Source organism: Sinorhizobium sp. NFACC03 (assembly GCF_900103435.1).
In the GTDB taxonomy this organism is placed as follows: Bacteria; Pseudomonadota; Alphaproteobacteria; order Rhizobiales; family Rhizobiaceae; genus Ensifer.
The window spans coordinates 531981-558485 of the sequence record NZ_FMXF01000001.1 but is presented as its reverse complement, the minus strand read 5'-3'; the positions used below and the strand labels follow the sequence as shown (position 1 = coordinate 558485).

At 61.8% G+C, this 26505-nt stretch carries 25 protein-coding genes; 7 read left to right on the top strand and 18 right to left on the bottom strand.

Annotated elements, in window-relative coordinates; genetic code table 11:
• Nucleotides 1–14: 14 nt before the first annotated feature.
• The gene (locus tag BLU35_RS02675) at nt 15–566 is read right to left on the bottom strand and encodes a hypothetical protein (RefSeq protein ID WP_057251086.1); all 552 of its coding nucleotides are present in this window, start codon (nt 564–566) and stop codon (nt 15–17) included.
• A 280-nt stretch (nt 567–846) separates the two neighbouring features.
• Between BLU35_RS02675 and thrC the strand changes: the two genes are divergently transcribed.
• From thrC to BLU35_RS02650, 4 genes are all read left to right on the top strand, one after another.
• A complete protein-coding gene (gene thrC, locus BLU35_RS02670) occupies nt 847–2247 on the top strand; it encodes a threonine synthase (RefSeq protein WP_093232077.1) in 1401 nt (466 codons plus the stop codon).
• 16 nt (nt 2248–2263) lie between these two features.
• Nucleotides 2264–3565 (top strand): M16 family metallopeptidase, encoded by a 1302-nt coding sequence (locus BLU35_RS02665; RefSeq protein ID WP_093232076.1) that lies wholly within the window; start codon nt 2264–2266, stop codon nt 3563–3565.
• 392 nt (nt 3566–3957) lie between these two features.
• Nucleotides 3958–4569, top strand: a complete 612-nt coding sequence (locus BLU35_RS02655) for a GNAT family N-acetyltransferase (RefSeq protein WP_093232075.1) — start codon at nt 3958–3960, stop codon at nt 4567–4569.
• Nucleotides 4569–7478, top strand: a complete 2910-nt coding sequence (locus tag BLU35_RS02650) for an EAL domain-containing protein (RefSeq protein ID WP_093232074.1) — start codon at nt 4569–4571, stop codon at nt 7476–7478. The genes BLU35_RS02655 and BLU35_RS02650 overlap by 1 nt, the downstream gene beginning before the upstream one ends.
• Before the next feature lie 113 nt (nt 7479–7591).
• Here BLU35_RS02650 and BLU35_RS02645 read toward each other — a convergent pair whose 3' ends face one another.
• On the bottom strand, nt 7592–8197 hold the full coding sequence (locus BLU35_RS02645) for a YqgE/AlgH family protein (protein WP_057251089.1): 606 nt from the start codon (nt 8195–8197) through the stop codon (nt 7592–7594).
• Between the two features lie 169 nt (nt 8198–8366).
• On the opposite strand from BLU35_RS02645, the gene BLU35_RS02640 reads away from it, so the two are divergent.
• The gene (locus tag BLU35_RS02640; RefSeq protein WP_093232073.1) at nt 8367–9209 is read left to right on the top strand and encodes a protein-disulfide reductase DsbD domain-containing protein; all 843 of its coding nucleotides are present in this window, start codon (nt 8367–8369) and stop codon (nt 9207–9209) included.
• A 74-nt stretch (nt 9210–9283) separates the two neighbouring features.
• A complete protein-coding gene (locus tag BLU35_RS02635; RefSeq protein WP_057250664.1) occupies nt 9284–9769 on the top strand; it encodes a peroxiredoxin in 486 nt (161 codons plus the stop codon).
• A 47-nt stretch (nt 9770–9816) separates the two neighbouring features.
• Here BLU35_RS02635 and rnhA read toward each other — a convergent pair whose 3' ends face one another.
• The 13 genes from rnhA to coxB all read right to left on the bottom strand — a co-directional run bounded on the left by rnhA (nt 9817) and on the right by coxB (nt 19773).
• Nucleotides 9817–10284: a ribonuclease HI gene (rnhA, locus tag BLU35_RS02630; RefSeq protein WP_057250667.1), complete on the bottom strand. Its 468-nt coding sequence runs from the start codon at nt 10282–10284 to the stop codon at nt 9817–9819.
• Complete coding sequence (locus BLU35_RS02625; RefSeq protein WP_057250669.1) at nt 10281–11261, bottom strand: homoserine kinase; 981 nt, start codon at nt 11259–11261, stop codon at nt 10281–10283. The genes rnhA and BLU35_RS02625 overlap by 4 nt, the downstream gene beginning before the upstream one ends.
• A 38-nt stretch (nt 11262–11299) precedes the next feature.
• Nucleotides 11300–12310, bottom strand: coding sequence for a 4-hydroxy-3-methylbut-2-enyl diphosphate reductase (gene ispH, locus BLU35_RS02620; RefSeq protein ID WP_057250671.1), 1011 nt, complete (start codon nt 12308–12310; stop codon nt 11300–11302).
• A 3-nt stretch (nt 12311–12313) separates the two neighbouring features.
• The gene (locus tag BLU35_RS02615) at nt 12314–12679 is read right to left on the bottom strand and encodes a DUF1304 domain-containing protein (protein WP_058320379.1); all 366 of its coding nucleotides are present in this window, start codon (nt 12677–12679) and stop codon (nt 12314–12316) included.
• A 56-nt stretch (nt 12680–12735) separates the two neighbouring features.
• Entirely contained in the window at nt 12736–13500 is a 765-nt protein-coding gene (locus tag BLU35_RS02610; RefSeq protein ID WP_057250675.1) for an SURF1 family protein, read from the bottom strand.
• Nucleotides 13469–13852 (bottom strand): DUF983 domain-containing protein, encoded by a 384-nt coding sequence (locus BLU35_RS02605; RefSeq protein ID WP_057250677.1) that lies wholly within the window; start codon nt 13850–13852, stop codon nt 13469–13471. The genes BLU35_RS02610 and BLU35_RS02605 overlap by 32 nt, the downstream gene beginning before the upstream one ends.
• On the bottom strand, nt 13849–14337 hold the full coding sequence (locus tag BLU35_RS02600) for a L,D-transpeptidase family protein (RefSeq protein ID WP_057250679.1): 489 nt from the start codon (nt 14335–14337) through the stop codon (nt 13849–13851). Before BLU35_RS02600 ends, BLU35_RS02605 begins: the two co-directional genes overlap by 4 nt.
• A 102-nt stretch (nt 14338–14439) precedes the next feature.
• Nucleotides 14440–15318, bottom strand: coding sequence for a cytochrome c oxidase subunit 3 (locus tag BLU35_RS02595; protein ID WP_057250682.1), 879 nt, complete (start codon nt 15316–15318; stop codon nt 14440–14442).
• A 64-nt stretch (nt 15319–15382) separates the two neighbouring features.
• The gene (locus tag BLU35_RS02590) at nt 15383–15976 is read right to left on the bottom strand and encodes a cytochrome c oxidase assembly protein (RefSeq protein WP_057250684.1); all 594 of its coding nucleotides are present in this window, start codon (nt 15974–15976) and stop codon (nt 15383–15385) included.
• 11 nt (nt 15977–15987) lie between these two features.
• The gene (locus BLU35_RS02585) at nt 15988–16128 is read right to left on the bottom strand and encodes a cytochrome c oxidase system small membrane protein (RefSeq protein WP_043619862.1); all 141 of its coding nucleotides are present in this window, start codon (nt 16126–16128) and stop codon (nt 15988–15990) included.
• The gene (locus BLU35_RS02580; protein ID WP_057251090.1) at nt 16128–17084 is read right to left on the bottom strand and encodes a heme o synthase; all 957 of its coding nucleotides are present in this window, start codon (nt 17082–17084) and stop codon (nt 16128–16130) included. Before BLU35_RS02580 ends, BLU35_RS02585 begins: the two co-directional genes overlap by 1 nt.
• 98 nt (nt 17085–17182) lie before the next feature.
• Complete coding sequence (ctaD, locus tag BLU35_RS02575; RefSeq protein WP_057250686.1) at nt 17183–18871, bottom strand: cytochrome c oxidase subunit I; 1689 nt, start codon at nt 18869–18871, stop codon at nt 17183–17185.
• Nucleotides 18872–18891: 20 nt separating this feature from the next.
• Nucleotides 18892–19773 carry a cytochrome c oxidase subunit II gene (gene coxB / locus BLU35_RS02570; RefSeq protein WP_057250688.1) on the bottom strand — a complete coding sequence of 294 codons (882 nt, stop codon included), beginning with the start codon at nt 19771–19773 and terminating at the stop codon, nt 18892–18894.
• 341 nt (nt 19774–20114) lie between these two features.
• Between coxB and BLU35_RS02565 the strand changes: the two genes are divergently transcribed.
• Nucleotides 20115–20669 carry an invasion associated locus B family protein gene (locus BLU35_RS02565; protein ID WP_373419799.1) on the top strand — a complete coding sequence of 185 codons (555 nt, stop codon included), beginning with the start codon at nt 20115–20117 and terminating at the stop codon, nt 20667–20669.
• Between the two features lie 134 nt (nt 20670–20803).
• Here BLU35_RS02565 and ribB read toward each other — a convergent pair whose 3' ends face one another.
• From ribB to BLU35_RS02550, 3 genes are all read right to left on the bottom strand, one after another.
• Nucleotides 20804–21904, bottom strand: a complete 1101-nt coding sequence (gene ribB, locus BLU35_RS02560) for a 3,4-dihydroxy-2-butanone-4-phosphate synthase (protein ID WP_057250692.1) — start codon at nt 21902–21904, stop codon at nt 20804–20806.
• Nucleotides 21905–22031: 127 nt separating this feature from the next.
• Nucleotides 22032–23132: a chorismate synthase gene (aroC, locus tag BLU35_RS02555; protein WP_058320384.1), complete on the bottom strand. Its 1101-nt coding sequence runs from the start codon at nt 23130–23132 to the stop codon at nt 22032–22034.
• Between the two features lie 115 nt (nt 23133–23247).
• On the bottom strand, nt 23248–26421 hold the full coding sequence (locus tag BLU35_RS02550) for a bifunctional diguanylate cyclase/phosphodiesterase (protein WP_286161428.1): 3174 nt from the start codon (nt 26419–26421) through the stop codon (nt 23248–23250).
• Nucleotides 26422–26505: the final 84 nt, after the last annotated feature.

The window sequence follows — 26505 nt, the reverse complement described above, 5'->3', positions numbered from 1 at the left end:
GCTGCAATCGCAGCTTACTTTTTCTTGCCCTTTGCCGGCGGACCTTCGTCGAAGCCGACATAGACCGTGGCGTTGGAACCGGACCCTGCCGGCAATGTCACGTCGGCCTTGGTGAAGACGAACTGCGCCGAACCGGTCGAAGGAATTTCGACCGCATGCTGCGTCAGCTCGGAATAGAGCGTCTTGTCGTCGTCGGTCGCAGCCACGCGAATCGGCATGGTGATCTTGCCGGGACCGCCGGCGGGACCGCTGACGACGCGGCCCTGGACCACGACAGTAATGGTTATCGCGCTCTCGCTCTGCACGCATTGGCGCGTCGTGTCGGCAAGAGAGGCTTGGTAGACGAGCTTCGACGGGTCGTTTTTGGCACCCTTGGCGTAGCTGGTGAACACATTTGTGCCGTCACGCAGGACGACCTGCGGGCATGCCGCCTGGACGACGGCTGGCGTCGGAGCGGTGGCGCTGCCGCCCGCATCGATCGCTCCGCCGGATTGCGTCTTGTTGCAGCCGGCGAGGACCGCGAGAAAAGATATTGCGAGAACAGGCCGGGATACTTTGCCAAACACGTTGAACAACCTCTGCTGGACCGGTTGAAACTCCTTGACCGAAATCTCGGCCGGAAGACCTTTCATGGCCTTCGGGCATCGTCTATAGCAGCGACAAACTGAAAAATCGATTGGGTCGGCGTGTCCCTTCCGAATTTTCCGAAACCTGATCTACGGTCGGAAATTGCGTCGGTGACAAGAATAGATGCAGACTTTGTCAAGGACTGACGCAATAAGACGGGCAAACCGCGGCGCCGCTTTCTAGGGTCGTCGCGATCGGCAGGTGGGACGAAGGACAATCATGGTGAAGTATATCTCGACGCGCGGCGAATCCGCTCCTCTCGGCTTCTGCGACGCGCTGCTTGCCGGTCTTGCGCGCGATGGCGGTCTTTATCTCCCCAAAGAATGGCCGAAGTTTTCCAAGAAGGAAATCCGCGGCTTGCGCGGCAAATCCTATCAGGAGATCGCGTTCGCCGTCCTCGAGCCCTTCACCAACGGCGAGATCCCGGCGGCCAAGTTCCGCGAAATGATCGACGAAGCCTACGCCACCTTCCGCCACCCGGCCGTGGCTCCGCTCGTCCAGACCGGCCCGAATGCCTTTGTCATGGAGCTGTTCCACGGCTCGACGCTCGCCTTCAAGGACGTGGCGATGCAACTGCTTGCGCGGCTAATGGACTATGTGCTGGCCGAGCGCGACGAGCGCGCCACCATCGTCGGCGCGACCTCGGGCGACACCGGCGGTGCGGCGATCGACGCCTTCGCCGGCCGCGAACGCACCGACATCTTCATCCTCTTCCCGCACGGCAAGGTTTCGCCGGTGCAGCAGCGACAGATGACGACGTCGCAGGCATCAAACGTTCACGCCATTGCCGTCAAGGGCAACTTCGACGATTGCCAGAACCTCGTCAAAGCCATGTTCAACGACGGAGCCTTCCGCGATCGCGTCAAGCTTTCGGGTGTCAACTCGATCAACTGGGCGCGCATCATGGCCCAGATCGTCTATTATTTCACCACTTCGGTCGCGCTCGGCGGGCCGGATCGCAAGATCTCCTTCACGGTGCCCACCGGCAACTTCGGCGACATCTTCGCCGGTTACGTCGCCAAGCGCATGGGCCTGCCGATCGACAAGCTGGTGATCGCCACCAACGAAAACGACATCCTCGCCCGCACGCTGAAGACCGGGCGCTACGAGATGCGCGACGTCAAGGCGACCACTGCACCGTCGATGGACATCCAGATCTCGTCGAACTTCGAACGGCTTCTGTTCGAGGTGAGCGACCGTGATCCGGGCGAAGTGCGCGCGGCAATGGACGGCCTCAAGCAGTCCGGTTCCTTCACCATTCGCGATAAGGCGCTGAAGGCCATCCGCAAGGAATTCCGCGCCGGCCGCGCCTCGGAGAAGGAAGTGGACAAGACGATCGCCAAGACGCTGGAAGAAGCCGGCTATCTTCTTGATCCCCACAGCGCTGTCGGCGTCTTCGTTGCCGAGAAGTACGAGAAGCCGTCTGCTCCCATGGTGACGCTCGCCACCGCCCATCCGGCGAAATTCCCGGACGCGGTAAAATCGGCCAGTGGTATTGACCCGGCGCTTCCGACGTGGCTTGCTGACCTGATGAACAGGGAGGAGCGTTTCGATATCCTGGATGCGGACCTGAAGAGCGTCGAGACCTTTATCGGCGAGCGCACCCGTCTCCGGGGGTAAGAACGAGAAGAAACGTATGATGAAAGTTGAGTGCACCCGGCTCCCTTCCGGGTTGACGGTGGTAACCGAGCAGATGCCGCATCTCGAAAGCGTGGCGCTCGGGGTGTGGATCAAGTCCGGTTCGCGTAATGAAACCCTGGGCGAACATGGCATTGCCCACCTGCTGGAGCACATGGCTTTCAAGGGCACCGCGCGGCGCACCGCCCGCCAGATTGCCGAAGAAATCGAAAATGTCGGCGGCGAAGTCAACGCCGCCACGTCGACCGAGACGACGTCCTACTATGCGCGCGTCCTCAAGGACCATGTACCGCTGGCGGTCGACATTCTCGCCGACATCCTCACCGAATCCACTTTCGACGACGAGGAGCTGCGGCGCGAGAAGCAGGTGATCCTGCAGGAAATCGGCGCTGCCGACGACACGCCGGATGACGTGGTCTTCGACCGCTTCGCCGAGACCGCCTATCGCAACCAGACCGTCGGACGTCCGATCCTCGGCACCCCCGAGACGGTCATGTCGTTTTCCGCCGGCCAGATCCGCCACTATCTCGGCCGCAATTACACGACCGACCGCATGTTCGTGGTCGCCGCCGGCGCCGTCGAACACGACGCGTTCGTTCGCCAGGTCGAGGAACGCTTCTCCTCGCTGCCGCGCACGCCGATCGCGACCCCGGTGCTCGAAACCGCCCGCTACACCGGCGGAGAAAGCCGCGAGACGCGCGACCTGATGGACGCGCAGGTCCTGCTCGGCTTCGAAGGCAAGGCCTATCACGCCCGCGACTTCTATTGCTCGCAGATCCTCGCCAACATCCTCGGCGGCGGCATGTCCTCCCGCCTCTTCCAGGAAGTGCGCGAACATCGCGGCCTCTGTTATTCGGTCTATGCCTTCCATTGGGGCTTTTCCGACACCGGTATCTTCGGTGTGCACGCGGCAACCGGCGGCGAGAACCTGCCGGAACTGATGCCCGTCATCGTCGACGAACTGCGCAAGTCCTCGATGAACATCGAGCAGCAGGAAATCGAGCGGGCCCGCGCCCAGATCCGTGCACAATTGCTGATGGGCCAGGAAAGCCCGGCCGCCCGCGCCGGCCAGATCGCCCGCCAGATGATGCTCTACGGCCGCCCGATCCCCAACGAAGAACTGATGGAGCGCCTGTCCGGCATTACCATCGAACGCCTGACCGATCTTGCCGGCCGGCTGTTCTTCGATACGACGCCGACGCTCTCGGCGATCGGCCCGCTGGAGCAGCTTGCCCCGATGGGCGACATCCTGTCGACATTGACCGGCAAGGCCGCCGTACCGCACGCCGTCGCCAGCTAAACAGGCCCAGATCATTTCATGGTTTCATCGAAACCGTGAAATGATCTTGCCTTTTCGAGGCGACCGCATGTCTCCTTAAATCGACCTCGACTTAAGGACAAAGACATGCAGAAAATCAAAGTGCTACAGCGACCTTTGCGCGTCTGACAAGACGCGCGGCGCTGTAGGCAACTCCTGGCGGAAAGCGTTTGCCACTTTTCCTGAAATTGCCCCGGGCCGCCGAGGACGCAAACACCATATCCAAATGGTGAAGTCTTTGCGCCTTTTCGCAAATTCGGATTCGATTTGCGCGCAAAGTTGTGCAACGTTTCGGTTTGGACAGCGCAAAGGCGCGCTGCCGGGCGGATGATAAAAGGTCCCCGCACGCAAACTGGACGGCCTCGGAGGCAGCTATGACACGATCGGTTTTTCGGTTCCTGTCGCGGCAGCCGGAGGCGATCGAAATTGCCGACCAGAATTATCTGCTGCGGCTCCCGCGCTATGCCGATTATCGTCAATGGTACCAGCTCAGAAGCGAGAGCCGCGCCTTCCTGGAGCCTTGGGAACCATCCTGGCGTACTGACGAGATGACAGAGAGTTCCTTTCGCAGCCGGGTCATCCGCAACGAACAGGAATATTCGTCCGGCCAGGCCGTGCCGATGTTTCTTTTCCACAAGCCAGACGAGACGCTGCTCGGGGGGCTGACCATCGGCCACATCCGCCGCGGCGCCGGGCAAAACTGCATGATCGGCTACTGGATGGGCGCGCGCCACGCCGGCAAGGGCCATATGTACGCGGCCCTGAGGCTCGCTATTCCCTACATCTTTTCGACCCTTGAGTTGCACCGTATTGAAGCAGCCTGTATTCCGGACAACTCAAGAAGCATCCGGCTCCTTGAAAAGGCCGGTTTTGAGCGTGAAGGCTACTTAAGACAGTACTTGAGAATCAATGGCCAGTGGCGAGACCACGTGCTCTTTTCTCTCCTGTCCGACGATGCCCTACCGAACAGGAATATGCCCCTTTGATGCCTCTAGCCCGCTCGCCCTTCGCTTGGTCAGCCTCGAAGCTGGCAGCGTTTCTAATTGCGCTCACGACGTTTTTCTGCGCGCTCGGCGGTGCGGCCCAGGCTCTGGAGCCGGTGAAGATTTCGCGCGAGGACACCGCGCTCGACCTGACGGCAACGACCGAGATCTACAGCGGCCGTAACGAGGCCTTCCAGGTCTCGACCGCGCCCGGAACCGACGGCATCGTGCGCCGCATCGAAGTGCGCTCCAGCAGCGAAGACCATCAGGGCGACTGGGCGGTGTTCGCGCTCGCCAACGTTTCGGCCGAACCGCTCGACCGCGTGATCGTGGCGCCGCATTTCCGGCTGGTGAATTCCAAGCTCTTCTGGCCGGATCTCGGCTCCAAGCGCATCCTTTCGATTACACCCAGCGAAGGCTTCGCGCTCAGCCGCGAGCCGAGCGACGAGGCGGACGTCTTCCGTATCACGCTGGCGCCGGGCGTCATCATCACCTTCGTCGCCGAACTCGCGACGCCGGAGCTGCCACAAATCTATCTGTGGGAGCCGGACTCCTACAAAGACACGGTCAACGCCTTCACACTCTACCGCGGCATCGTGCTTGGCATTGCCGGCCTGCTCGCGGTGTTCCTGACCATTCTTTTCGTCGTCAAGGGAACCTCGATGCTGCCGGCAACGGCGGCGCTCGCCTGGGCGGTTCTCGCCTATATCTGCGTCGATTTCGGCTTCCTGTCGAAGCTCATCAGCGTCACCGCAGGCGACGAACGAATATGGCGAGCGGGCACCGAGGTCTTCCTCGCGGCGGGCCTCGTGATCTTCCTGTTCACCTATCTCAATCTCAACCGCTGGCACCAGCATCTGGGTTACGCCACACTCGCCTGGATCCTGGGCCTCGGCCTGCTTTTCGGCGTCGCCGTCTATGATCCGGCAATTGCGTCCGGCATCGCCCGCCTTTCCTTTGCGCTGACGGCAACCGTCGGGATCGTGTTGATCGCCTATCTCGGCTTCAACCGCTACGACCGCGCAATCCTTCTGGTGCCGGCCTGGCTGCTCATACTCGTCTGGCTCTTCGGCGCGTGGCTGACCGTCACCGGCCAGCTCGCCAACGACATCGTGCAGCCGGCGCTCGGCGGCGGTCTCGTCCTCATCGTGCTCCTGATCGGCTTCACCGTCATGCAGCATGCGGTTGCCGGCAGCGGCTACCAGCAGGGCCTGTTCTCGGATCTCGAACGCCAGTCGCTCGCGCTCACCGGCTCCGGCGACACCGTCTGGGACTGGGACGTCGCCCGCGACCGCGTGGTGACCATGCCCGATATCTCGACGCAGCTCGGCTTGTCGCTCGGCAGCATGCACGGCCCCTTGCGCAACTGGTTGCCGCGGCTCCACCCTGATGACCGCGACCGCTTCCGGGCGACGCTCGACGTGCTTCTGGAGCGCCGCCGGGGCAAGCTCAATCATGAATTCCGCGTGCGCGCCGAGGACGGCCACTATCACTGGCTTTCCATTCGCGCCCGGCCAGTGCTCGGCGCCAACGGCGAAATCATCCGCTGTGTCGGCACTATCATCGACATCACCGAACAGCGCAATTCCGTGGAGCGTCTGCTGCACAACGCGCTGCTCGACAATCTGACCGGCCTTCCGAACCGCCAGGTCTTCCTCGACCGGCTGCAGGCGATCCTGCTGATGGCCGACGGCAGCAATTCGGTGCGCCCGACGGTGCTCGCAATCGACATCGACCGCTACAAGCAGGTCAATGATCTCCTGGGCATCGCCGCCGGCGACAACATCCTGATCGCCTTGACGCGACGGTTGCGGCGGCTCCTGCGCCCGCAGGACACGCTTGCCCGCCTCGGCGGCGACCAGTTCGGCCTGATCCTGATGTCGGAGCGCGATCCCGCCAAGGTCGCGGATTTCGCCGACGCGGTGAGCAAGGCGATCATGGTGCCGCTCAACTACGGCAACCGCGAAATCAACCTGACGGCTTCGATCGGCCTCGTCTCCTGGCTCGACCAGGAGCAAAGCGCAGCAGGCCTGCTCGACGATGCCGAGCTCGCCATGTTCCGGGCAAAGAAGGAAGGCGGCAACCGTGTCGAGCCCTTCCGCCCTGCTTTCCGTACTTCTGGATCGGACCGGCTTCAGCTCGAAGCCGATCTCAAGCGGGCGATCGAACGCAAGGAGCTCTCGCTGGTCTATCAGCCGATCGTCCGGCTGAATGATGCGGAGATCGCCGGTTTCGAAGCGCTGATGCGCTGGGATCATCCGAAGCGCGGCAACATCTCGCCGACCGAGTTCATTCCGATTGCCGAGAATTCCGACCTCATCAACCAGCTCGGCATGTTCGCCTTCGACAAGGCAACGAGCGATCTGACGGAATGGCAAGTCCAGACCGGCGACCTGCCGATCTTCGTCTCGATCAACCTTTCGAGCGCGCAGCTGCTCAACAACGAGCTCTATGACGACGTCCGCGCAATTCTCACCAAAAACCGCTGCGATCCGGGTAAAGTGAAGATGGAACTGACGGAATCGCTCGTGATGGAAAATCCCGAGCAAGCCCGTCTCGTCCTCGAAAAGCTGAAGGAAGCCGGATTGAAACTGGCACTCGACGACTTCGGTACCGGCCATTCGTCGCTTTCCTACCTCACCCGCTTCCCCTTCGACACGATCAAGATCGACAAGGCGCTGGTGCGCGACCCGAGCGACAAACGCGGCATCCTGCTGCGCTCGGTGATCACCATGGCGCGTGAGCTCGACATGCAGGTGGTGGCCGAGGGTATCGAATCCGAAGACGATGCAATCCAGCTTTCACAGATGGGCTGCGACTACGGCCAGAGCTTCCTCTTCGGCCCGCCGATCGGCTCGGAATCGATCCAGCGACTGTTGAAGGAGCGCTTTCCGCTGATGAAGCGGGCGTGAGTTCGGCAACACGACGCCGCTCAGCGCGCACATCGCCATAAGCCCGTCGGCTACAGCCCGGCGGGCTTTTCATTTCAACATGAATGATTGAAGAACGCCGGCTAAGACGGCGATCAGGCGTGGCCTGCGTCCACCGAGAGCATCGCGGCCGACACGCCCATCAGCGCCAGCGCCCGGTCGTATTTGTCGTCCAGCGCCTTGTCGAAGATCAGTTCCTCGCGTGCCGGGCTCGTGAGCCAGCCGTTCTGGGTGATTTCCGCCTCGAGTTGCCCCGGACCCCAGCCGGCATAGCCGAGCATCATCGTCGCCCTGACTGGCCCCTCCCCGCGCGAAATGGCGCGGACGATATCGAGCGTTGCCGTCAGGCAGATGTCATCGCTGACCGGAATGCTGGAATCGCTCAGATAGTCGTCGGAATGCAGCACAAAGCCGCGCCCAGTCTCGACCGGCCCACCGGCCTGAATCTGGAAATCCCGTGTCATCTGCGGAAGCCGGATCGCCTCTTCCTCGTCGAGAATATCGAGGTGGAGCAACACGTCCGGAAAGGTCAGTTGTTGAGGCCGATTGAGCACGAAGCCCATGGCGCCGTCGTCTGAATGAGCACAGATGAAGATGACCGTGCGGGCGAAATTGGCATCAAACATTCCCGGCATGGCGATCAGGAATTGACCGTCAAGGAAACCTCGCTCCCGTCTCTTCTGCGCCATCGGAGTCGACATCATGGGAACAGCCTACCAATTCACCGCGAAATGAAAAGCGCCTCAGCGTCGCGGCCGGGAAATATTGCACGCACGACGTTCACTTCGCCGTGTCCGATCAAGCGATTATGATCGTTGCTCTCTTCGCAGCGTCTGGAGCAGCATCGGCAAAAGCGATATTGCTTCCGACATGATCCAGCGCTCCACACATCAGAACATGGCCCAGTTCATTGGCGCGGCAAGCCTCATCGCCGCTTTTTTTCTTACCGTCGCTGCACAGGCGGCCACCAGCGACTGGGTGACCTCTCCAGGCGGCATGATCCGCCTCGTCGCAGCCCAACCCAGGCAGGATGGTACGATCCCCGCAACGCTCGAAGTCAAGCTTAACGCTGGCTGGAAGACCTATTGGCGCGAGCCCGGCGCAAGCGGCATCCCTCCGCAGGTGACGATCGATCCGGCGAGCGGCGTCGTACTCGAGAAGGTCGGCTTCCCCGTGCCGAAGACGTTCGACGATGGCGTGGTGCGCTACGTCGGCTACGACAAGTCGGTCGCTTTCCCGCTGACGCTGAAGCGCGTCCAGGGCACGGGCGACGTGACCATTCGCGCCTCGGTGTTTCTCGGCATCTGCGAAGACATCTGCATCCCGGTCCAGGGCGAGTTGACGCTGGCGCTGAAGCAGGGCGACTTCGACAATCCGCTCGACAGCGCGCGCATCGATGACGCCGTTGCCGCCCTGCCGGAAGCGCCGTCCAAGGACTTTGCCGTCACGGCGAGCCGCTATGATGCGGAAAAAACCGTGCTGCACCTCTCCGTGCACTTGCCTGATGGCGCGGACCATCCGGAGCTGTTCTTGGCCGGCCCCTCCGGCGTTTCTTTCGGCAAGCCCGAGATCGCGATCGAGGGCGAGGCGGGCCTCAGCGCAGCCGTCCCGGTTCGCCTCTCCGGCAAGGACAGGGAACTCAAGGGCAAGCCGATCGTTGTCACCATACGGGCCAAGGGCCGCAGCATGGAGACGACCCTTGCCTTTGACTAGGCCGCATCTATAGTCCGCCGAGTTCTCCGACGAGTGCGGAGAAGCGAAGACGCAAGCAACGCAAGGAGAGTGCCGTGACCATTGCCGTCGGAGACAAACTGCCAGCCGCAACCTTCAAGGAAAAAACCGCCGACGGTCCGGTGGAGGTCACCACCGATCAGCTCTTCGCGGGCAAGCGCGTCGTGCTCTTCGCCGTTCCAGGTGCCTTCACGCCCACCTGCTCGCTCAACCATCTGCCAGGTTACCTCGAAAACCGCGACGCGATCCTTGCCCGCGGCATCGACGATATCGCCGTCGTCTCGGTCAACGACCTGCATGTGATGGGTGCCTGGGCAACCGCATCCGGCGGCATGGGCAAAATCCACTTCCTTTCCGACTGGAACGCCGCTTTCACCAAGGCACTCGGCATGGACATCGACCTGTCGGCCGGCACGCTTGGCGTCCGCTCGAAGCGCTATTCGATGCTGGTGGAAGACGGCGTGGTGAAGTCGCTCAATCTCGAAGAAAGCCCGGGACAGGCGACCGTTTCCGGCGCTGCGGCGATGCTCGAGCAGCTCTGAGCGCAGAAGTATGTGCAAATGGAAACGGGCCTCAACGGGCCCGTTTTTCATTTCACGAGAAGAGAGTCCGGACGGCGCCCCTTCTTGTAGGGTTCCATGCCCTTGCGGGCGAGCTCGTCGGCGCGCTCGTTTTCCGGATGGCCGGCGTGGCCCTTGACCCAATGCCAGGTCACCTTGTGTCGGCGGTTGGCTTCGTCCAGCGCCTGCCAGAGTTCGCCATTCTTCACCGGCTTCTTGTCCGCGGTTTTCCAGCCGTTCTTCTTCCAGCCGTGGATCCACTTGGAGATGCCGTCCATCACATATTTGCTGTCGGTATGCAGATCGACCTCGCAGGCGCTCTTCAGCGCATCGAGCGCCGAGATCGCCGCCAACAATTCCATGCGGTTGTTGGTTGTCTCGGCTTCGCCGCCGGAGAGTTCCTTTTCCACCTCGCCGTAGCGCAGCACGGCGCCCCAGCCGCCCGGCCCCGGATTGCCGGAGCAGGCGCCGTCCGTGAAGATGTCGACGTGTTTCATGCCCGGCCCTCTTCGCGTCTCAGGCCGTATTCAGCGCTCGAAGCGATGGCGCGGTGGAAGCGGATCTTCGTCAGATATTCGAGCGGATCTTTCTTGACCACGAGCGCGCCGGCAGGCGTCATCAGCCAATCATAGAGCCGCGTCAGGAAGAAGCGCAGCGCCGAGCCGCGGCAGAGCAGCGGCAGGGCGTCGACCTCCGCCGGCGTCAGCTTGCGCACGCTCTCGTAGCCCGAAAGCATCGCCATGCCCTTGGTGATGTTGTAGGAGCCGTTTTTCTCGAAGCACCAGGAATTCAGGCAAACGGCAACGTCATAGGCGAGATAGTCGTTGCAGGCGAAGTAGAAGTCGATCAGGCCGGAAAGCTGGTCGCCGAGGAAGAAGACATTGTCCGGGAAGAGATCGGCGTGGATGACGCCATCCGGCAAGGACTGCGGCCAATGACGTTCCAGATGCTCGAGTTCCGCCGATATCTCGTCCTTGAGACCCGACTGCACCTCGTCGGCGCGCGCCTCGGAATTGACCCAGAGTGGCCGCCAGCCGCCAACCGAAAGCGCATTGGTGCGCTTCAGCGCGAAGCCTTCGCCGGCAAGATGCATGGCGGCAAGCGCCTTGCCGACCTCGTGGCAGTGTTTTGCCTCGGGCTTCCTCAGCCACATGCCCTCGAGGAAGGAGATGACGGCGGCGGGGCGGCCGGAGAGCTCACCGAGCAGCTTGCCATCGGCCCGCGGCAGCGGTAGCGGGCAGGACAGGCCGCGGTCGGCCAGATGGTGCATCAATCCCAGGAAGAATGGCAGGTCATCGGCGTTCACCCGCTTTTCGTAAAGCGTGAGAATGTAGGAGCCCTTGGTCGTGTGCATCAGGAAATTGGAATTCTCGACGCCCTCGGCGATCCCCTTGTAGGAGGTCAGCTGGCCGACGTCATAGGCGGTGAGAAAACGGGAGAGATCGTCTTCCGTGATATCGGTGTAAACTGCCAAGGGCTTCCACTCTCAAGAAATGCGGGCAAGAAATGTGATTATTCGCCGTTGACGAAGGCCATATCGGCTGATGTCAGCGGCACATGGCGGATCTCGCGGTTGACGAGGAAGTTTTCGTTTTCCTCGACCGTATCGGCAAGTTCCACCTTCGCGTCGTAACGTTCGCGGAATGCCTCGATGATCTCGTTGACGATCACTTCGGGCGCCGAGGCGCCGGCCGACAGACCTACCGTCGAGATATCGCCCATCGCATCCCAGTCGATTTCCGATGCACGCTGCACCAGCACGGACTTCTTCGCGCCGGCCCGCAGCGCCACTTCGACCAGTCGCTTGGAATTGGAAGAGTTGGGCGCGCCGACGACGAGGAACAGGTCGCAGCCCGGCGCTGCCTGCTTCACCGCCTCCTGACGGTTGGTGGTGGCGTAACAGATCGAATCTGCAGCAGGCGCCGTCAGGTTCGGAAAGCGCTCGTGCAGCCGCTTGATGACGCCGGCCGTATCGTCGACCGACAGCGTCGTCTGGGTGACGAAGCCGAGATTGTCCGGGTCCGGCGGCTGGTAGACGTCGGCATCTTCGACCGTTTCGACGAGCGACACGGCGCCTTCCGGCAACTGCCCCATGGTGCCGATCACCTCCGGATGACCGGCATGGCCGATCAGCACGACGTGCCGACCGAGGCGGTGATGGCGCATCGCCTGCTTGTGGACCTTGGAGACCAGCGGGCAGGTGGCGTCGAGATAGAAGAGATTGCGGGCGTCAGCATCCGCGGGCACCGATTTCGGCACGCCATGGGCCGAGAAGACCACCGGCTGCTTGCGGTGCTCCGGCGGGATCTCGTCGAGCTCTTCGACGAAGATCGCGCCCTTGGCCTCAAGGCCCTCGACGACATAGCGATTGTGCACGATCTCGTGGCGGACATAGACGGGCGCGCCGAACTCCTTCAGCGCCAGGACGACGATCTGGATCGCCCGGTCGACGCCGGCGCAAAAACCGCGCGGCCCGCAGAGGCGAATGGTGATCGGGGATTTTGCTGCCGCTGATGATGCCATGGATCAGAATGCCAATAGAAGGAAAACAAGCGCTGCGATCGCCGGGCCGCCCTGGATTAAGAGGATGCGCGGCTTGACCGACCACGCGCCATATATAGCGGCAACGATCACGCACACAAGGAAGAACACCTTCAGCTCGAAGGCAAAGGACGGTTCCGACTGGATCAACGACCAGAACAGGCCGGCCGCGAGAAAACCATTGTAGAGACCCTGGTTCGCCGCAAGGACGCGTGTTGTCTCCGCTTGCTCCGGTGTCATGCGGAAGACAGCCCTCCCCCGAGGTCCTGTCCACAGGAACATCTCGAGCACGAGAAAGCCGACATGCAGCAAACCCGTCAACGCAATCAGAGTGTTCGCGATAATCGCCATCCTTGTTCCCCGCTGTCGATCCCTTCAGCAGGGTTAGCACGGCGGCGCCGTCCGGGCTATCGCCCGCGGCGCGCCACGTAAATGCCGCTGACCAGCACCAAAGCTGCCGCCAGCCCATACCAAGTCAGGGCGTATTGCAGATGGTTGTTGGGCAGGTCGAACTGGGTAACGCCGCCGATCGGCAGACCGCCAGGGTTGAGTGTCGCATCGGCATCGACGAACAGCGGCAGCACCTTGTCGGCCGGAAGCCCGACCGACGACGCCATCGTGTCGAGATCCTTCCAGTAGAAGATGTTCTTGGCGAGATCATTGTCCGGAACGAGCGACGACGGCTTTTCGGTGAGCTTCGGTCTTGCAAGACCGTGGACACCTACGAAGGCCGGAAGCTCGCCCGCGAGACGGGTCGACGATTCTTTCTGTTCGAAGGGCACGAAGCCGCGATTGACGAAGAGCACGCGGCCATCGTCGAGCGTCAGTGGCGTGAAGACGTAATAGCCGGTGCGGCCGTTAAAGGTCGCGAAGAAATGCCGCTCCTTGCTGTGATCGAAGGTGCCTGTAACCGTGACGGTGCGGTAATCGATGTCCACCCCATCTGCGAGCATCTTCTCGATGTCGCCAAGCGACACCGGAGGCGCCGACCGACGCTCCTGGATCGCGGTCAGCAGGCCTTCCTTCCAGTGCAGCCGCTGCATCTGCCAGGTGCCGAGCGAGATAAGGATGGCGAAGGCGACGGCGAGCAATAGGAAGGCGCCGAGGCGTCCGAGGAGGCCGCGCTTCTTGACTTCGATCTCAGCCACGGTCGATTTCGCCCGGGCGCGCATTGTTGCGGTACTGCAGGTTGATCAGGACGCCCTTCAGAATGCGTGTCAGCCCGAGGCTGAGGATGGTCGCGAGCGGGATCCACAACAGGAAATGCAGCCACAGCGGTGGGTTGAAGTTGACCTCCGCCCAAAGCGCCGCGCCAACGACGACGAAGCCGACGATCAGGATGACAAAGACCACCGGGCCATCGCCGGCATCGGCAAAGCGATAGTCCAGGTCGCAGCTTGTGCAGGCCGGTTTGACCTTGAGGAAGCCGTCGAACAGCCTGCCCTGGCCGCAGCGCGGGCAAAGCCCCTTGATCCCTGTCATCACCGGGTCCACCGGCGGGAAATGTGCCTTATCTTCGCTCACGGCTTGATCTCGATTGGCGTGTTGTTGGGGACCATCGTCCAGATTTCTTCCATTTCGGCATTGGTAACGGCAATGCAGCCATTCGTCCAATCGAAGCGCTGCGTCAAAAACGCCAGCCAACCGAAATAATTGGGCTGGCCATGGATCATGATCATGCCGCCGGGATCGACCCCATTTGCGACCGCGGCCTTGGTATCTTCCGGCGCCGGATAGGAGACGTGGATGGACTTGTAGTAGCCGCTTCCCGGATTGCGCCAATCGAGGAGATAGAGCCCTTCCGGCGTCCTCTCGTCGCCTTCCTGCCGCTTGTGACCAACGGGGTTTCCGCCGAGCGCGACCGCATATTCGCGGATCAACTGGCCACCGTGGAAGAGCTGCAAGAGCCGCCGTTCCTTGTGGACGACGACCCTATCCGCAACGTCGGCCGCCGCAGCCGAGACGGAGCCGGCCAGCACCGCCATGACCATGATCGACGCAACCCGCATTTCGCACCCCCGTCGCGTTGCCATCATCACAAGCCACCAAAAGAACAAGGCGGCTGCATGGCTGCAACCGCCCTGTTCATAAAGATCGAGATGCTCGCGCTATCAGCCGTGAGCGATCGGCGCACCCCAGCTGCCCCAGATGTAGATGGAGAAGAAGAGGAAGAGCCAGACGACGTCAACGAAGTGCCAGTACCAGGCAGCCGCTTCGAAGCCGAAGTGCTGCTTGGGCGTGAAATCGCCGCGCAGGGCACGAATGAGGCAGACGAGCAGGAAGATCGTGCCGACCAGAACGTGGAAGCCGTGGAAGCCGGTCGCCATGAAGAAGGTCGCGCCGTAGATCGAGTCCTTGAAGGCGAACGGAGCGTGGGCGTATTCGTAGCCCTGAACGAAGGAGAACAGCACGCCGAGCGCGACCGTCAGCATCAGGCCCGAGATCAGGCCCTTGCGGTCGTTGTGCAGGAGCGCGTGGTGTGCCCAGGTGACCGTCGTGCCCGAAAGCAGCAGGATGACGGTGTTGTAGAGCGGCAGGTGCCACGGATCGAGCACTTCGATACCCTTCGGCGGCCAGACGCCGCCGGTGAAGGTGGCGCGGGTTGCCTGGATGGCTTCGCCCGGGAACAGGCTCGCATCGAAGAAGGCCCAGAACCAGGCCACGAAGAACATCACTTCCGAAGCGATGAACATGATCATGCCGTAGCGCAGGTGCAGCGACACGACACGGGTGTGGTGGCCTTCATGCGCTTCCTTCACCGTGTCCGACCACCAGCCGAACATGGTGTAGAGAACGATGATCAGACCGGCGAGCAGGATCCAGACGTTGGCGAGCTCGAGGCCGAAGATCTTCAGCGAGCTGCCCGCGAGGTAGCGCATGTAGCAGATGCCGCCGAACGCCATGACGAAGGCGCCGATCGAGGCAAGCAACGGCCAGGGGCTCGGGTCGATGATGTGGTAGTCGTGATTCTTCTGATGCGCACCGGCCATGTCAGTAATCCCCGAAATGTCTCTCTCTTGTCGCCCTTCCGGCATAGCCGAAAAGGACCTCCAGTCAAAGTTTGTTCTCTTCCGTCTTCACCTGCGCCACCGGTTTCGACGGTTCGCGCGGGTAGAAGGTGTAGGAAAGCGTCAACGTCTTGATGTCCTTGGTCTCCACCGCCTTGACGATCTCCGGATCGACGAAGAATACCACCGGCATCTCCATCTCCTCTCCCGGCTGTAGCGTCGTCTCGGTGAAGCAGAAGCACTGTACCTTGTTGAAATAGGCACCGGCCTGCATCGGCGTGACATTGAAAGTCGCCTGGCCCGTCGTCGGCTTCGACGACAGGTTCTTCGCCCGGTACATCACCTGCACAGTTTCGCCGATGCGGATATCGATGTCGCGCTGGACCGGCTTGAACTCCCAGGGCAGACCGCCCGAGGTGTTCGCGTCGAAGGTGACCCTCACCTTCTCGTCCAGGATCACGTCCGAAGCCTGCTCGACGCGCTGCGTCGTACCGTTATAGCCGGTGACGCGGCAGAACATGTCGTAGAGCGGCACGGCGGCATAGGCCATGCCGACCATGCCGGCGACGAAGGCAAGGCAAGTGCCGACGACGACGCGGTTCGAGCGCTGTTTGGGCGTGGTTTCCGATGAATTCGTCATGCCATCCCGCCTCAGTTGACCATGCCGTTGCCGAACTTGATCAGCGTGACGATGTAGAACAGGACGACAAGCCCGAAGAGGACGAAGCCGAGCGCGATGTTGCGACCGCGGCGCGATTTCTTCTGGGCATCAGTGAGCTTGACGGTTTCCATCAGGCAATACTCCCGGCGTGCAGCCAGATATTGACGATTAGGTGATCCGCCATCAGGGCGGAGAAGATCACGAACAGATACATGATCGAGAAGGCAAACAGCTTCTTGGCGGGCAGCATGCGCTCATCCGTCTCAGGCATGCGCAGCACGCCGATCGAATACCAGATGAAGCCGAGACCGAGTGCCGCTGCCACGAGGCCGTAACCGATGCTCGCGAAACCGAGCAAGGTGGGACAGATACCGATGAGCGCGGTCAGCACGGCATAGATGACGATCTGCTTCTTGGTGGTCGCCTGGCCGCAGACATTCGGCATCATCGGCACGCCGACGGCGCCATAGTCGCCCATCTTGAAGAGGGCAAGCGCCCAGAAATGGGCTGGCGTCCACAGGAAGGTGATCAGGAAGAGAACGATGCTTTCGATCGATACGGCGCCGGTGACGCAGGCCCAGCCGATCATCGGCGGGAAAGCACCGGCCGCACCGCCGATGACGATGTTCTGCGGCGTCGAGCGCTTCAGCCACATCGTGTAGATGACCACGTAGAAGAAGATTGTGAAGGCGAGCAACCCGGCTGCGAGCCAATTGACGGCGAGCCCGAGGATGATCACGGAAAAGGCGGAGAGCGTCAGACCGAAAGCCAGCGCTTCCTGCGGCAGGATCTTGCCTGCCGGGATCGGGCGCTTGGCGGTACGGCTCATGACTGCGTCGATATCGGCGTCATACCACATGTTCAGCGCACCGGAGGCGCCGGCGCCGACGGCGATGCAGAGAATAGCGATGAAGCCGATGAAGGGATTGATGTGGCCCGGCGCGAGCACCAGCCCGGCGAGTGCCGTAAAGACGACGAGAGACATGACACGTGGCTTCAGAAGCTCGAAATAATCGCGCGCAGAGGCTTCGGACAGGCGCGCAACGCCTTCCATGCCGACTGCTTCGTGATTGTCGATGACCGTCATGTCGTGTCCCTGTGCAAGTCCCGGCCGCAATGGCCGTGTGTCGCCGGTTTCCCGGCGGGGTGAAGCCGCCGGAACCGGCGGCTTCTGTTCGTTGCCCGTCACTTGATGCGCGGGAGCTGCTCCCACTGGTGGAACGGCGGCGGCGAAGACAGCTGCCATTCCAGAGTGTTCGCGCCCTCGCCCCACGGGTTGTCGCCTGCGACGCGCTTCTTGGCGAAGGCTTCGAAGACGCCGAAGAGGAAGATCAGCACGCCGACGGCTGCGATGTAGGAGCCGTAGGACGAAACCATGTTCCAGCCGGCATAGGCGTCCGGATAGTCGATGTAGCGGCGCGGCATGCCGGCGAGGCCGAGGAAGTGCTGCGGGAAGAAGATCAGGTTCACGCCAATGAACATGACCCAGAAGTGCAGCTTGCCGACGAACTCGGAGTACATGTAGCCGGTCATCTTCGGGAACCAGTAGTACCAGGCCGCGAAGATCGCGAACACGGCGCCGAGCGACAGAACGTAGTGGAAGTGAGCAACCACGTAGTAGGTGTCGTGCAGCGAACGGTCGAGGCCGGCGTTGGCGAGCTGAACGCCCGTGACGCCACCGACGGTGAACAGGAAGATGAAGCCGATCGCCCAGACCATCGGGGTCGTGAAGCGGATCGAACCACCCCACATCGTCGCGATCCACGAGAAGATCTTAACGCCGGTCGGAACAGCGATAACCATCGTCGCGAAGACGAAGTAGCGCTGCGTGTCGAGCGACATGCCGACGGTGTACATGTGGTGCGCCCACACGATGAAGCCGACAGCGCCGATCGCGACCATGGCGTAGGCCATGCCGAGGTAGCCGAAGATCGGCTTGCGCGAGAAGGTGGAAACGATGTGGCTGACGATGCCGAAGCCCGGCAGGATCAGGATGTACACTTCCGGGTGACCGAAGAACCAGAACAGGTGCTGGAACAGGATCGGGTCGCCGCCGCCTTCAGGCGCGAAGAAGGCCGTGCCGAAGTTGCGGTCGGTGAGCAGCATGGTGATGCCGCCTGCCAGAACCGGCAGCGAGAGCAGAAGCAGGAAGGCGGTGATCAGAACCGACCAGGCAAAGAGCGGCATCTTGTGCAGCGTCATGCCCGGAGCGCGCATGTTCAGGATCGTGGTGATGAAGTTGATCGCACCGAGGATCGAGGATGCGCCGGCGATGTGCAGGCCGAGGATCACGAAATCCATGGCCGGCCCGGGCATGCCCGATGTCGAGAATGGCGGATAGATCGTCCACCCGCCGCCTGCACCATAGGCACCGGCCGGTCCCTCGACGAACATCGACAGGAGCACCAGCAGGAAGGCCGGGATGATCAGCCAGAAGGAGATGTTGTTCATGCGCGGGAACGCCATGTCCGGCGCACCGATCATGATCGGAACCATCCAGTTGGCGAAGCCGCCGATCAGCGCGGGCATGACCATGAAGAAGATCATGATGAGCGCGTGCGCGGTCGTGAACACGTTGAACATGTGCTTGCCGCCGTCGATGGCAGCATCACCCTCGAAGCCGTAGACCATCTGCGCCAGACCGTGGAAGATCTGGATGCCCGGCTCCTGCAGTTCGGCGCGCATGAACACCGAGAGCGTGCCGCCGATGATGCCCGCGAAAATCGCGAAGATCAGGTACAGCGTGCCGATGTCCTTGTGGTTGGTCGACAGAAACCAGCGCTGAAAGAAGCTCAGAGGCTTATGCGCATGGTCTGCGTGGCCATGATCGGAGTGATCATGGCGTTGATCGTGATGAACGGCTGTTCCAGCCATGGGTCGAGCTCCCCTTCCGATTACTGTGCGGCGTTTGCGGCGACGTCGACGGTCTTGGCCGCATCGATGGACGCCATGAGCGCCTTGTTCGCATCGCCGAGATTGGTAGCGGCGGCTGCGAGCCAGGTGTCGTATTTTTCCTGCGAAACAACGCGGATCGCGATCGGCATATAGGCGTGATCCTTGCCGCAGAGCTCGGAACACTGGCCGTAGTACAGACCTTCGCGGTCAGCCTTGAACCAGGTTTCGTTCAGGCGGCCGGGAACGGCATCGATCTTCACGCCGAAGGCAGGCATTGCGAAGGCATGGATCACGTCGGCGGCGGTGACGAGGACACGAACCGTCTTGCCGACTGGAATGACAACTTCGTTGTCGACGGCGAGCAGGCGCGGATATTCCTTCTTGTCTTCCTTGCCGAGGGCGGCGCGATCTTCATCCTTCACCAGCAGGCTGTCGAAGGAGAGCGGGCTTTCGCCGACTTCATATTCATAGGACCAGTACCACTGGTTGCCGGTCGCCTTGACCGTCAGGTCCGGATTGGCCGGCGGCGTGAGCTGCGCGGTCAGGAGCTGGAAGGACGGAATGGCGAGGAAAAGAAGCACGATGACCGGACCGACGGTCCAAACGACTTCGATGGCGGTGTTGTGGCTGGTCTTGGAGGGAACCGGGTTAGCACTCTCGCGGAACTTGACCACGACGATGATCAGCAGGAGGAGAACGAAGAGGGTGATCGGAATGATGAACCACAGGGTATAATGTTCAAACCACGTGATTTCTTCCATGATGCCCGTAGCGGCCGACTGAAAGTTTGTCTGCCAATCGACAGGCTTGTCAGCAAAGGCGCTCGAAGCAAAAAGCAGACAGGCAAGCGCTGCCAGAACTGCATAAGCCTTGTTTTTCACAATATGTCTCCCCAATGCGCTTGATCAGGATCAAACCGGAACGCAGAATCCCTGCGATACTGCTGCGCTTCAAACCACAGTTTGTCCGATGCCGCAACATCTGACCAATCAACCCCATGCGGCATTTTTGCACAAACGCATCTTTTCACACAGGCACCCCTTAGAAGCCGTCACGAATCGACTTATATGACGTCTTCCGCGCCCCTAAAGGCGCGATCGCACGCGGTTCGCGCGGCAACACACGGGATAGGGCGTTAACCCGCCCAATTTCCGCCATATGACGCTGGAATGTGCCCCGCAGGGCTTTTCATTTATTCCCGCGCGCTTCAAGAATAGCCCTGATGATTCGACGTTTTGAGGTTTACATGGGCCTGCCCCTCTTTTCGCGACTGTCGGCCTTCGCCGCCTTCGGCCTTGCCGTTCTCGCTCTCCCCGCTCAGAGCCTGGCCCAGCAGCCCGCCGGAACACCCGGCACGGTCAAGTCCAACCACGGCGCGTGGTCGATCGTTTGCGATCAGCCGGCAGGCGCATCCACCGACCAGTGCGCGCTGATGCAGAACGTCATTGCCGAGGACCGGCCGGAAGTCGGCCTGTCGGTGGTCGTGCTGAAGACGGCGGACCGCAAGGCGAAGATCCTGCGCGTGCTCGCTCCGCTCGGCGTGCTGCTGCCAAACGGCCTCGGCCTCAACGTCGACGGCAAGGATATCGGCCGCGCCTACTTCGTGCGCTGCTTCTCCGACGGCTGCTATGCGGAAGTCGTGCTTGAAGATGAATTGCTGAAGACCTTCCGCTCCGGCGCGACGGCGACCTTCATCGTCTTCCAGTCGCCGGAAGAAGGCATCGGCATCCCGGTCGATCTCAAGGGCTTCGGCGAAGGCTACGACGCGTTGCCCTGACCGGTCGCCGGACCCCACACAAACAAGACACAGGGCCGCGCTTCGAGCGCGGCTTTTTTATTGGCAGGCGCCGGCACAAACGACAAAGCCCGGATCCACGATCCGGGCTTTGTCGTATTCAGAGACGTCGTGCTTTAGATGATGTCGGTTCCGGCGATCTTGATGCCGAAGCCTTCGAGGCCGACATAGTGGCGCTCCCGGGAGGCAAGAAGGCGGATAGAGCTGATGCCGAGATCTTTCAGGATCTGGGCGCCGAGGCCGATTTCCAGCCATTCGTTCTCGCGCGCCTGCGCCTCGTCATGTGCTTCACGATCGTGTTTGCCCTTGCGGGCCGTTTGCGACACGCCGACGCCGACCGAGCCTTCGCGCAGGTAGACGATGACCCCCCTGCCCTCGTCGGCAATGCGCTTCATGACGCGATCGATCTGGCAGTCCTTGCCGAACACGTCGGCGCCGACATTTTCGAGGTGCAGCCGGACCGGGATATCGACGCCGTCGCGAATATCGCCGAAGACGACGGCAAGATGCTGCATCGGATCCCAGGGCAGCGAATAGGAATGACCCTTGGCCGCACCGTAGGGGGTTTCGATATCGAAGGATCCGCCCTGCTCGATCAGCGTTTCCTTGCGCTGGCGGTAGGCGATGAGGTCGGCGACCGAAACCTGTTTCAGCCCATGGGTCTCGGCAAAGCTCGCGACCTGCGGTCCGCGCATGACGGTGCCGTCATCGTTGACGAGTTCGCAGATGACGCCGATCGGCGGCAGGCTTGCGAGCTTGCAGAGGTCGACGGCGGCTTCCGTGTGACCGGAGCGCATGAGAACGCCGCCTTCGCGGGCGACCAGCGGGAAGATGTGGCCCGGGCGAACGAAGTCCGTCGGCCCGACATTGGGGTTGGCGAGGTTGCGCACCGTCAACGTACGGTCATCGGCGGAAATGCCGGTCGTGGTGCCGTGCTTGAAATCGACCGAGACGGTGAAGGCCGTCGTATGGGCAGAATCGTTTTCAGCAACCATGGCATTGAGGTTGAGGCGTTTCGCCTCCTCGCGCGGCATCGGCGTGCAGACGATGCCCGACGTGTGGCGCACGATGAAGGCCATCTTCTCCGGCGTGCAATGCACCGCGGCGACGATCAAATCGCCCTCGTTCTCGCGGCCGTCATCATCGGTCACGACAACGATTTCGCCGGCCTCGAAGGCGCGGATGGCGTCGACGACACGCTTCTGGTCATAGGACATGGTGCTCTTCCCGAAATAGAGGGCGAATTACTTACAGCGCCGCGCGTCTCGTAGACGAGCAAAGGGTCGCTGTAACACTTTAAGTTGCTGCATAATTTTGTCCTTAAATCGATTCCGATTTAAGGAATTATGCAGTAAGCCGGCCGGTCTGGCCGCGGTCACGCAGGTAGTGATCGGCGATCGTGCAGGCAAGCATCGCCTCGCCGATCGGCACGGCGCGGATGCCGACGCAGGGGTCGTGGCGGCCCTTGGTGCGGACATCGACTTCCTTGCCATCGCTGTCGACCGAGCGGCGCTCGGTGAGGATCGACGACGTCGGCTTGATGGCAAAACGCGCGATGACGGGTTCGCCGGTGGCGATGCCGCCGAGAATACCGCCGGCATGATTGGAGAGGAAGACCGGCTTGCCGTCGGCGCCGATGCGCATCTCGTCGGCGTTCTCCTCACCGGTGATCTCGGCCGCACCGAAGCCGTTGCCGATCTCGACGCCTTTGACGGCGTTGATCGACATCAGGTTGGAGGCAATGTCCTGATCGAGCTTGGCATAGATCGGCGCGCCGATGCCGGCGGGCACGCCCTCGGCGACCACTTCGACGACGGCGCCGATCGAGGAGCCGGCCTTGCGGATGCCGTCGAGATATTCCTCCCAAACCGGCACGATCTCCGGATCCGGCGCGAAGAAGGGGTTGTTGCCCACCTCGGCCCAATCCCAGTTGGCCCGGTTGATCTTGTGTTTGCCGATCTGGACGAGGGCGCCGCGCACGACGAGCCCCGGAACGACCTTGCGGGCGATGCCGCCGGCGGCAACGCGCGCCGCGGTCTCGCGCGCCGAGGAACGGCCGCCGCCGCGATAGTCGCGGATGCCGTATTTCAGATCATAGGTGTAGTCGGCGTGGCCAGGACGGTAACGCTTGGCGATCTCGGAATAGTCCTTCGAACGCTGGTCGGTGTTCTCGATCAGCATGGAGATCGGCGTCCCGGTCGAGATCATCGTCTCGCCGTCCTCGTCGAACATCACGCCGGAGAGCACCTTGACGAGATCATCCTCGCGGCGCTGCGTCACGAAACGCGACTGCCCGGGCTTGCGCTTGTCGAGCCAGGCCTGAAGTTCGGCGAGCGTGAAACGTACGCCGGGCGGGCAACCATCCACCACGCAGCCAAGCGCCGGGCCGTGGCTTTCGCCCCAGGTGGTGACGCGGAAGAGGTGACCGAAAGTGTTATGCGACATGAAGGCTACCGGACCTTAAGCAAGCAACGGCCGTACGTTTTTCGTACACGGATGCCCTCTCTTAGTGGAAAGCCGGGGACGGGGAAAGACTTTTGCGCCTGCCGCCGTCGCTTCGTCACGATGCCAGGCGCAGGCCGCGGTCGGTCGCAAAGGCGAGGAACTTCTCCGCGCTCAACGGCCGGGAGAAGGCATAGCCCTGCAGGACGTCGCAGCCGAGGATGCCGAGCATCTCCGCATGTGCCATCGTCTCGACACCTTCGGCAACGGTCTCGATGTTGAGCGAGCGGGCGATCTCGATGATCGAACGGACCAGGGCCTGCTCCCGCCGCGCGCTCAGAACCGGAACGACGAGCTGCCGATCGATCTTCAGCCGCTTCGGCTTGATCTTCAGCAGGCTGACGATCGAGGTATGACCGGTGCCGAAGTCATCGAGCTCGATATCGATGCCGAGTTTCTTGATACCTTCGATGTTGGTGGCAACGATGTCGTCGCTCTCGTCGAGGAAGATCGATTCCACCAGTTCGAAACAGATCTGGCCGGGCGCGATGCTCAAGCCTTCGAGCGAGGACAGCAGATCATCCTCCTGAAGCCGCTTCGCCGAAACGTTGACGGAGATCTTAGGAACTCTGAGGCCGGCGGCCGCCCAGCGCATGTGGTCGATCAGCGATTTCTCCAGCACGAGGCGATCAAGCGCCGCCATGACATTCAATTCCTCCGCGATGCCAAGGAAACGGTCCGGCGTCAGGATGCCCTCACGCGGGTGGTTCCAGCGCACCAGCGCCTCCACCCCGCACAGCGCAAGCGTGGTCGCGTCGAACTGTGGCTGATACCAGGGTTCGAACTCGTCCCGTTCGATGCCTTCGAGGATCTCGTCGGCGATCCGCTTGGCGGTCACCACTTCGGCCTGCAACACCTCGGTGAAGAACTGATAACGATTACGGCCCGCCTCCTTGGCCCGGTAGAGCGCGATATCGGCATTAACGAGCAGCTTGCGCGCATCGATCTCCGCGCCACGGCCCACCGCCACACCGATGCTGACACCGAAGCGGCAGGGAAAACCGTTGTAATCGACCGGCTGGCGCATCGCGGCGATGATCCGGTCACAGCGCGCCGCCAGCGCCGCCTCGCCCGGCGCACCGGTGACCGCGACCACGAACTCATCACCACCGATGCGGGCGATGATATCGCCGGGCCGGATATTTGCCCGGAGGATTTCGGAAGCGTGGATCAGCATGGCGTCGCCGGCTGCGTGGCCGAGCGTGTCATTGATCTGCTTGAAACGGTCGAGATCGATATGAAGGACGGCGATATCCTCGTGATCACCGGCCCTCGCCAGCCGCTCCAGCGCCTTGTCGAGCATGCGGCGGTTTCCAAGACCGGTCAGGGGATCGTGCAGGGCGTTGTGCTCGATCCGTACCCGCGCCTGCTCCAACTCGGCGTTCTTCGCATCCGCCATCGCCTTGGCTGCCCGCAACTGCTCGGTCATCAGCACGTCTTCGGTGACGTCGAGCGCCATGCCGACGAATTTGCGTGCACCATCCGGCGCCACATGAAGCTTGCCGACCGACCGGATGTGGCGGACGCCGCCAGCCGGCAGAAACACGCGCGCCTGGTGCACATAGGTCTCGTCCGCCGCGATTGCGCGGTTGACCGCGTCCAGCGCCGGCGCCCGATCATCAGGATGAAGCGCGGTGAGCCATGTCTCCTCGTTGGTGGTGCCATCGGTGTAGACGAGGCCGTAGAGCTGGTGCATGCGGTCGTCCCAATAGGTCATTCCGCTATCGAGGTCCGCCTCCCACATGCCGCATCGATAGGAATCGAGTGCCAGGTCGAGCCGGCGTGAAAGCAGTTCAAGATCCTGCTCACGCTCGTAAAGACCTTTCAGTGCCTGTTCGAGCTCGAGGTTCTGTTGATCGACCTGGGCCTTGGCCGCAGTCAGCCGCTCGGTCTTCATAACGTCGTCTGTGACATCCCAGCTGATGCCGGTGACCTTTGCGCGCCCATCGGCGCCGCGGTGGCTGGATCCGACGTTGCGGATGTGGCGCAAGGTTCCGTCAGACAGCACGACCCGGTATTGCGAGCGATATTCCAGGCCGTCGTCCAGGCTGCGGAACAGCGCGTTGGCGGCGATGCCGATGTCCTCCGAATGCACTGTTGCACGCCACTCCTCATAGGTCGGTTCCTCCAGATGGACCTCCAGCCCATGCAGGTGGAACATGCGATCGTCCCAAGAGCGCTGCTGCGTTTCGACGTCGATCTCCCAGACGCCGATCTTGGACGCGTCGAGCGCGAGGTTCAGCCGGTGGGAGAGCGTCATCACCTCCCCTTCCCGCGCTTTCAGCTTGGCAATGTTGCGCTGCCGTTCGTTGAAGAGCCCGCCGGTCAAGAGGATCGGGATTACCACGATTGCGACAGCGGCGGCGATCGCCAAGCGAATGGCATCGATGTTTTCGGGAAGCTGGTCCCACTCGCCAACCGGCATGGCTGCGAGCTCCCAAGCGCCACCCGCCAGATCCAGCCGACGCGTCACCGGTGCCTTGCGGAAAAGCGCGTCGTCGCCGAAGAACGCATCCTGGATCCGCTCCTGCTCGGAGATATCCCTGATCGCGAGGTGAACGTCGACGTGGCGATGATCCTTCGTCAGTTCCGGCGTTTCGCTGCCCGCCTCCAAGAGGCGCGCGGCGCGATAGAGCGCCCTTTCATCGATGATGGCCTCGACATAGCCCCAGCGCTCCATCCGTCCCTGGATCTTGGAAAAGACAGGCAAGAAAAGCTCGAAGCCGTTGCGGCCGCTCGGCAAGCGAATGGGGCCGATCATCACGGGTCTCACCGTCGACGATGCGCGTTCTATCGCGTGCCTTGTCGCGCCGAACCTGTTGAAATCGGTGCCGACGAACCATTGCTGGCTTTCACGCGGAAAGGCGATCCGCACAACACCGGCGGGCGCAGCCGAAGCGCGCACCATCTGCGGGTTCTGGAGAAGAAGCTTCGTTGCCATGACGGTAAAATCGTCAGGCGTCATCGCCGGGTGCACGCCGATGCTGTTGGCAAATCCGTTCAGCGCGGCGATGTTGGTGTTTATCTCCGATTGCAACCGGTTGGCGATGAGGTTCAGTTCGTTCTCGACATCGATCCTGAGGTCACTCTGGAAGTTTTCGCGATTCTGCCGCTCATAGACGTACCCGCCGGCAAACACGACGAGGCCGGCGATCGCCGCTGGTATGAGCGATGGTTTCGCAAATCTGGCTGCCGCCCGAATGCGCTGGCGCAGAACGTCGATGATCTTCAATCTTTTCCCCTCGATCCCCAACCAAAGGTAGCGAGCGAACCTTAAGATTGGCTTTCGTCACAAATCCTTGGAAAACCCTATGAT

Coding starts and splice junctions, on each gene's coding strand:
- ctaD (WP_057250686.1), bottom strand. CDS start 18,871: ATGGCTGGAACAGCCGTTCATCACGATCAACGCCATGATCACTCCGAT.
- BLU35_RS02600 (WP_057250679.1), bottom strand. CDS start 14,337: ATGCGGGTTGCGTCGATCATGGTCATGGCGGTGCTGGCCGGCTCCGTC.
- BLU35_RS02640 (WP_093232073.1), top strand. CDS start 8,367: ATGATCCAGCGCTCCACACATCAGAACATGGCCCAGTTCATTGGCGCG.
- BLU35_RS02610 (WP_057250675.1), bottom strand. CDS start 13,500: ATGCGCGCCCGGGCGAAATCGACCGTGGCTGAGATCGAAGTCAAGAAG.
- BLU35_RS02615 (WP_058320379.1), bottom strand. CDS start 12,679: ATGGCGATTATCGCGAACACTCTGATTGCGTTGACGGGTTTGCTGCAT.
- BLU35_RS02565 (WP_373419799.1), top strand. CDS start 20,115: ATGATTCGACGTTTTGAGGTTTACATGGGCCTGCCCCTCTTTTCGCGA.
- BLU35_RS02650 (WP_093232074.1), top strand. CDS start 4,569: ATGCCTCTAGCCCGCTCGCCCTTCGCTTGGTCAGCCTCGAAGCTGGCA.
- BLU35_RS02585 (WP_043619862.1), bottom strand. CDS start 16,128: ATGGAAACCGTCAAGCTCACTGATGCCCAGAAGAAATCGCGCCGCGGT.
- BLU35_RS02655 (WP_093232075.1), top strand. CDS start 3,958: ATGACACGATCGGTTTTTCGGTTCCTGTCGCGGCAGCCGGAGGCGATC.
- BLU35_RS02580 (WP_057251090.1), bottom strand. CDS start 17,084: ATGACGGTCATCGACAATCACGAAGCAGTCGGCATGGAAGGCGTTGCG.
- BLU35_RS02590 (WP_057250684.1), bottom strand. CDS start 15,976: ATGACGAATTCATCGGAAACCACGCCCAAACAGCGCTCGAACCGCGTC.
- BLU35_RS02595 (WP_057250682.1), bottom strand. CDS start 15,318: ATGGCCGGTGCGCATCAGAAGAATCACGACTACCACATCATCGACCCG.
- thrC (WP_093232077.1), top strand. CDS start 847: ATGGTGAAGTATATCTCGACGCGCGGCGAATCCGCTCCTCTCGGCTTC.
- BLU35_RS02645 (WP_057251089.1), bottom strand. CDS start 8,197: ATGTCGACTCCGATGGCGCAGAAGAGACGGGAGCGAGGTTTCCTTGAC.
- ispH (WP_057250671.1), bottom strand. CDS start 12,310: ATGGCATCATCAGCGGCAGCAAAATCCCCGATCACCATTCGCCTCTGC.
- ribB (WP_057250692.1), bottom strand. CDS start 21,904: ATGTCCTATGACCAGAAGCGTGTCGTCGACGCCATCCGCGCCTTCGAG.
- BLU35_RS02665 (WP_093232076.1), top strand. CDS start 2,264: ATGATGAAAGTTGAGTGCACCCGGCTCCCTTCCGGGTTGACGGTGGTA.
- aroC (WP_058320384.1), bottom strand. CDS start 23,132: ATGTCGCATAACACTTTCGGTCACCTCTTCCGCGTCACCACCTGGGGC.
- rnhA (WP_057250667.1), bottom strand. CDS start 10,284: ATGAAACACGTCGACATCTTCACGGACGGCGCCTGCTCCGGCAATCCG.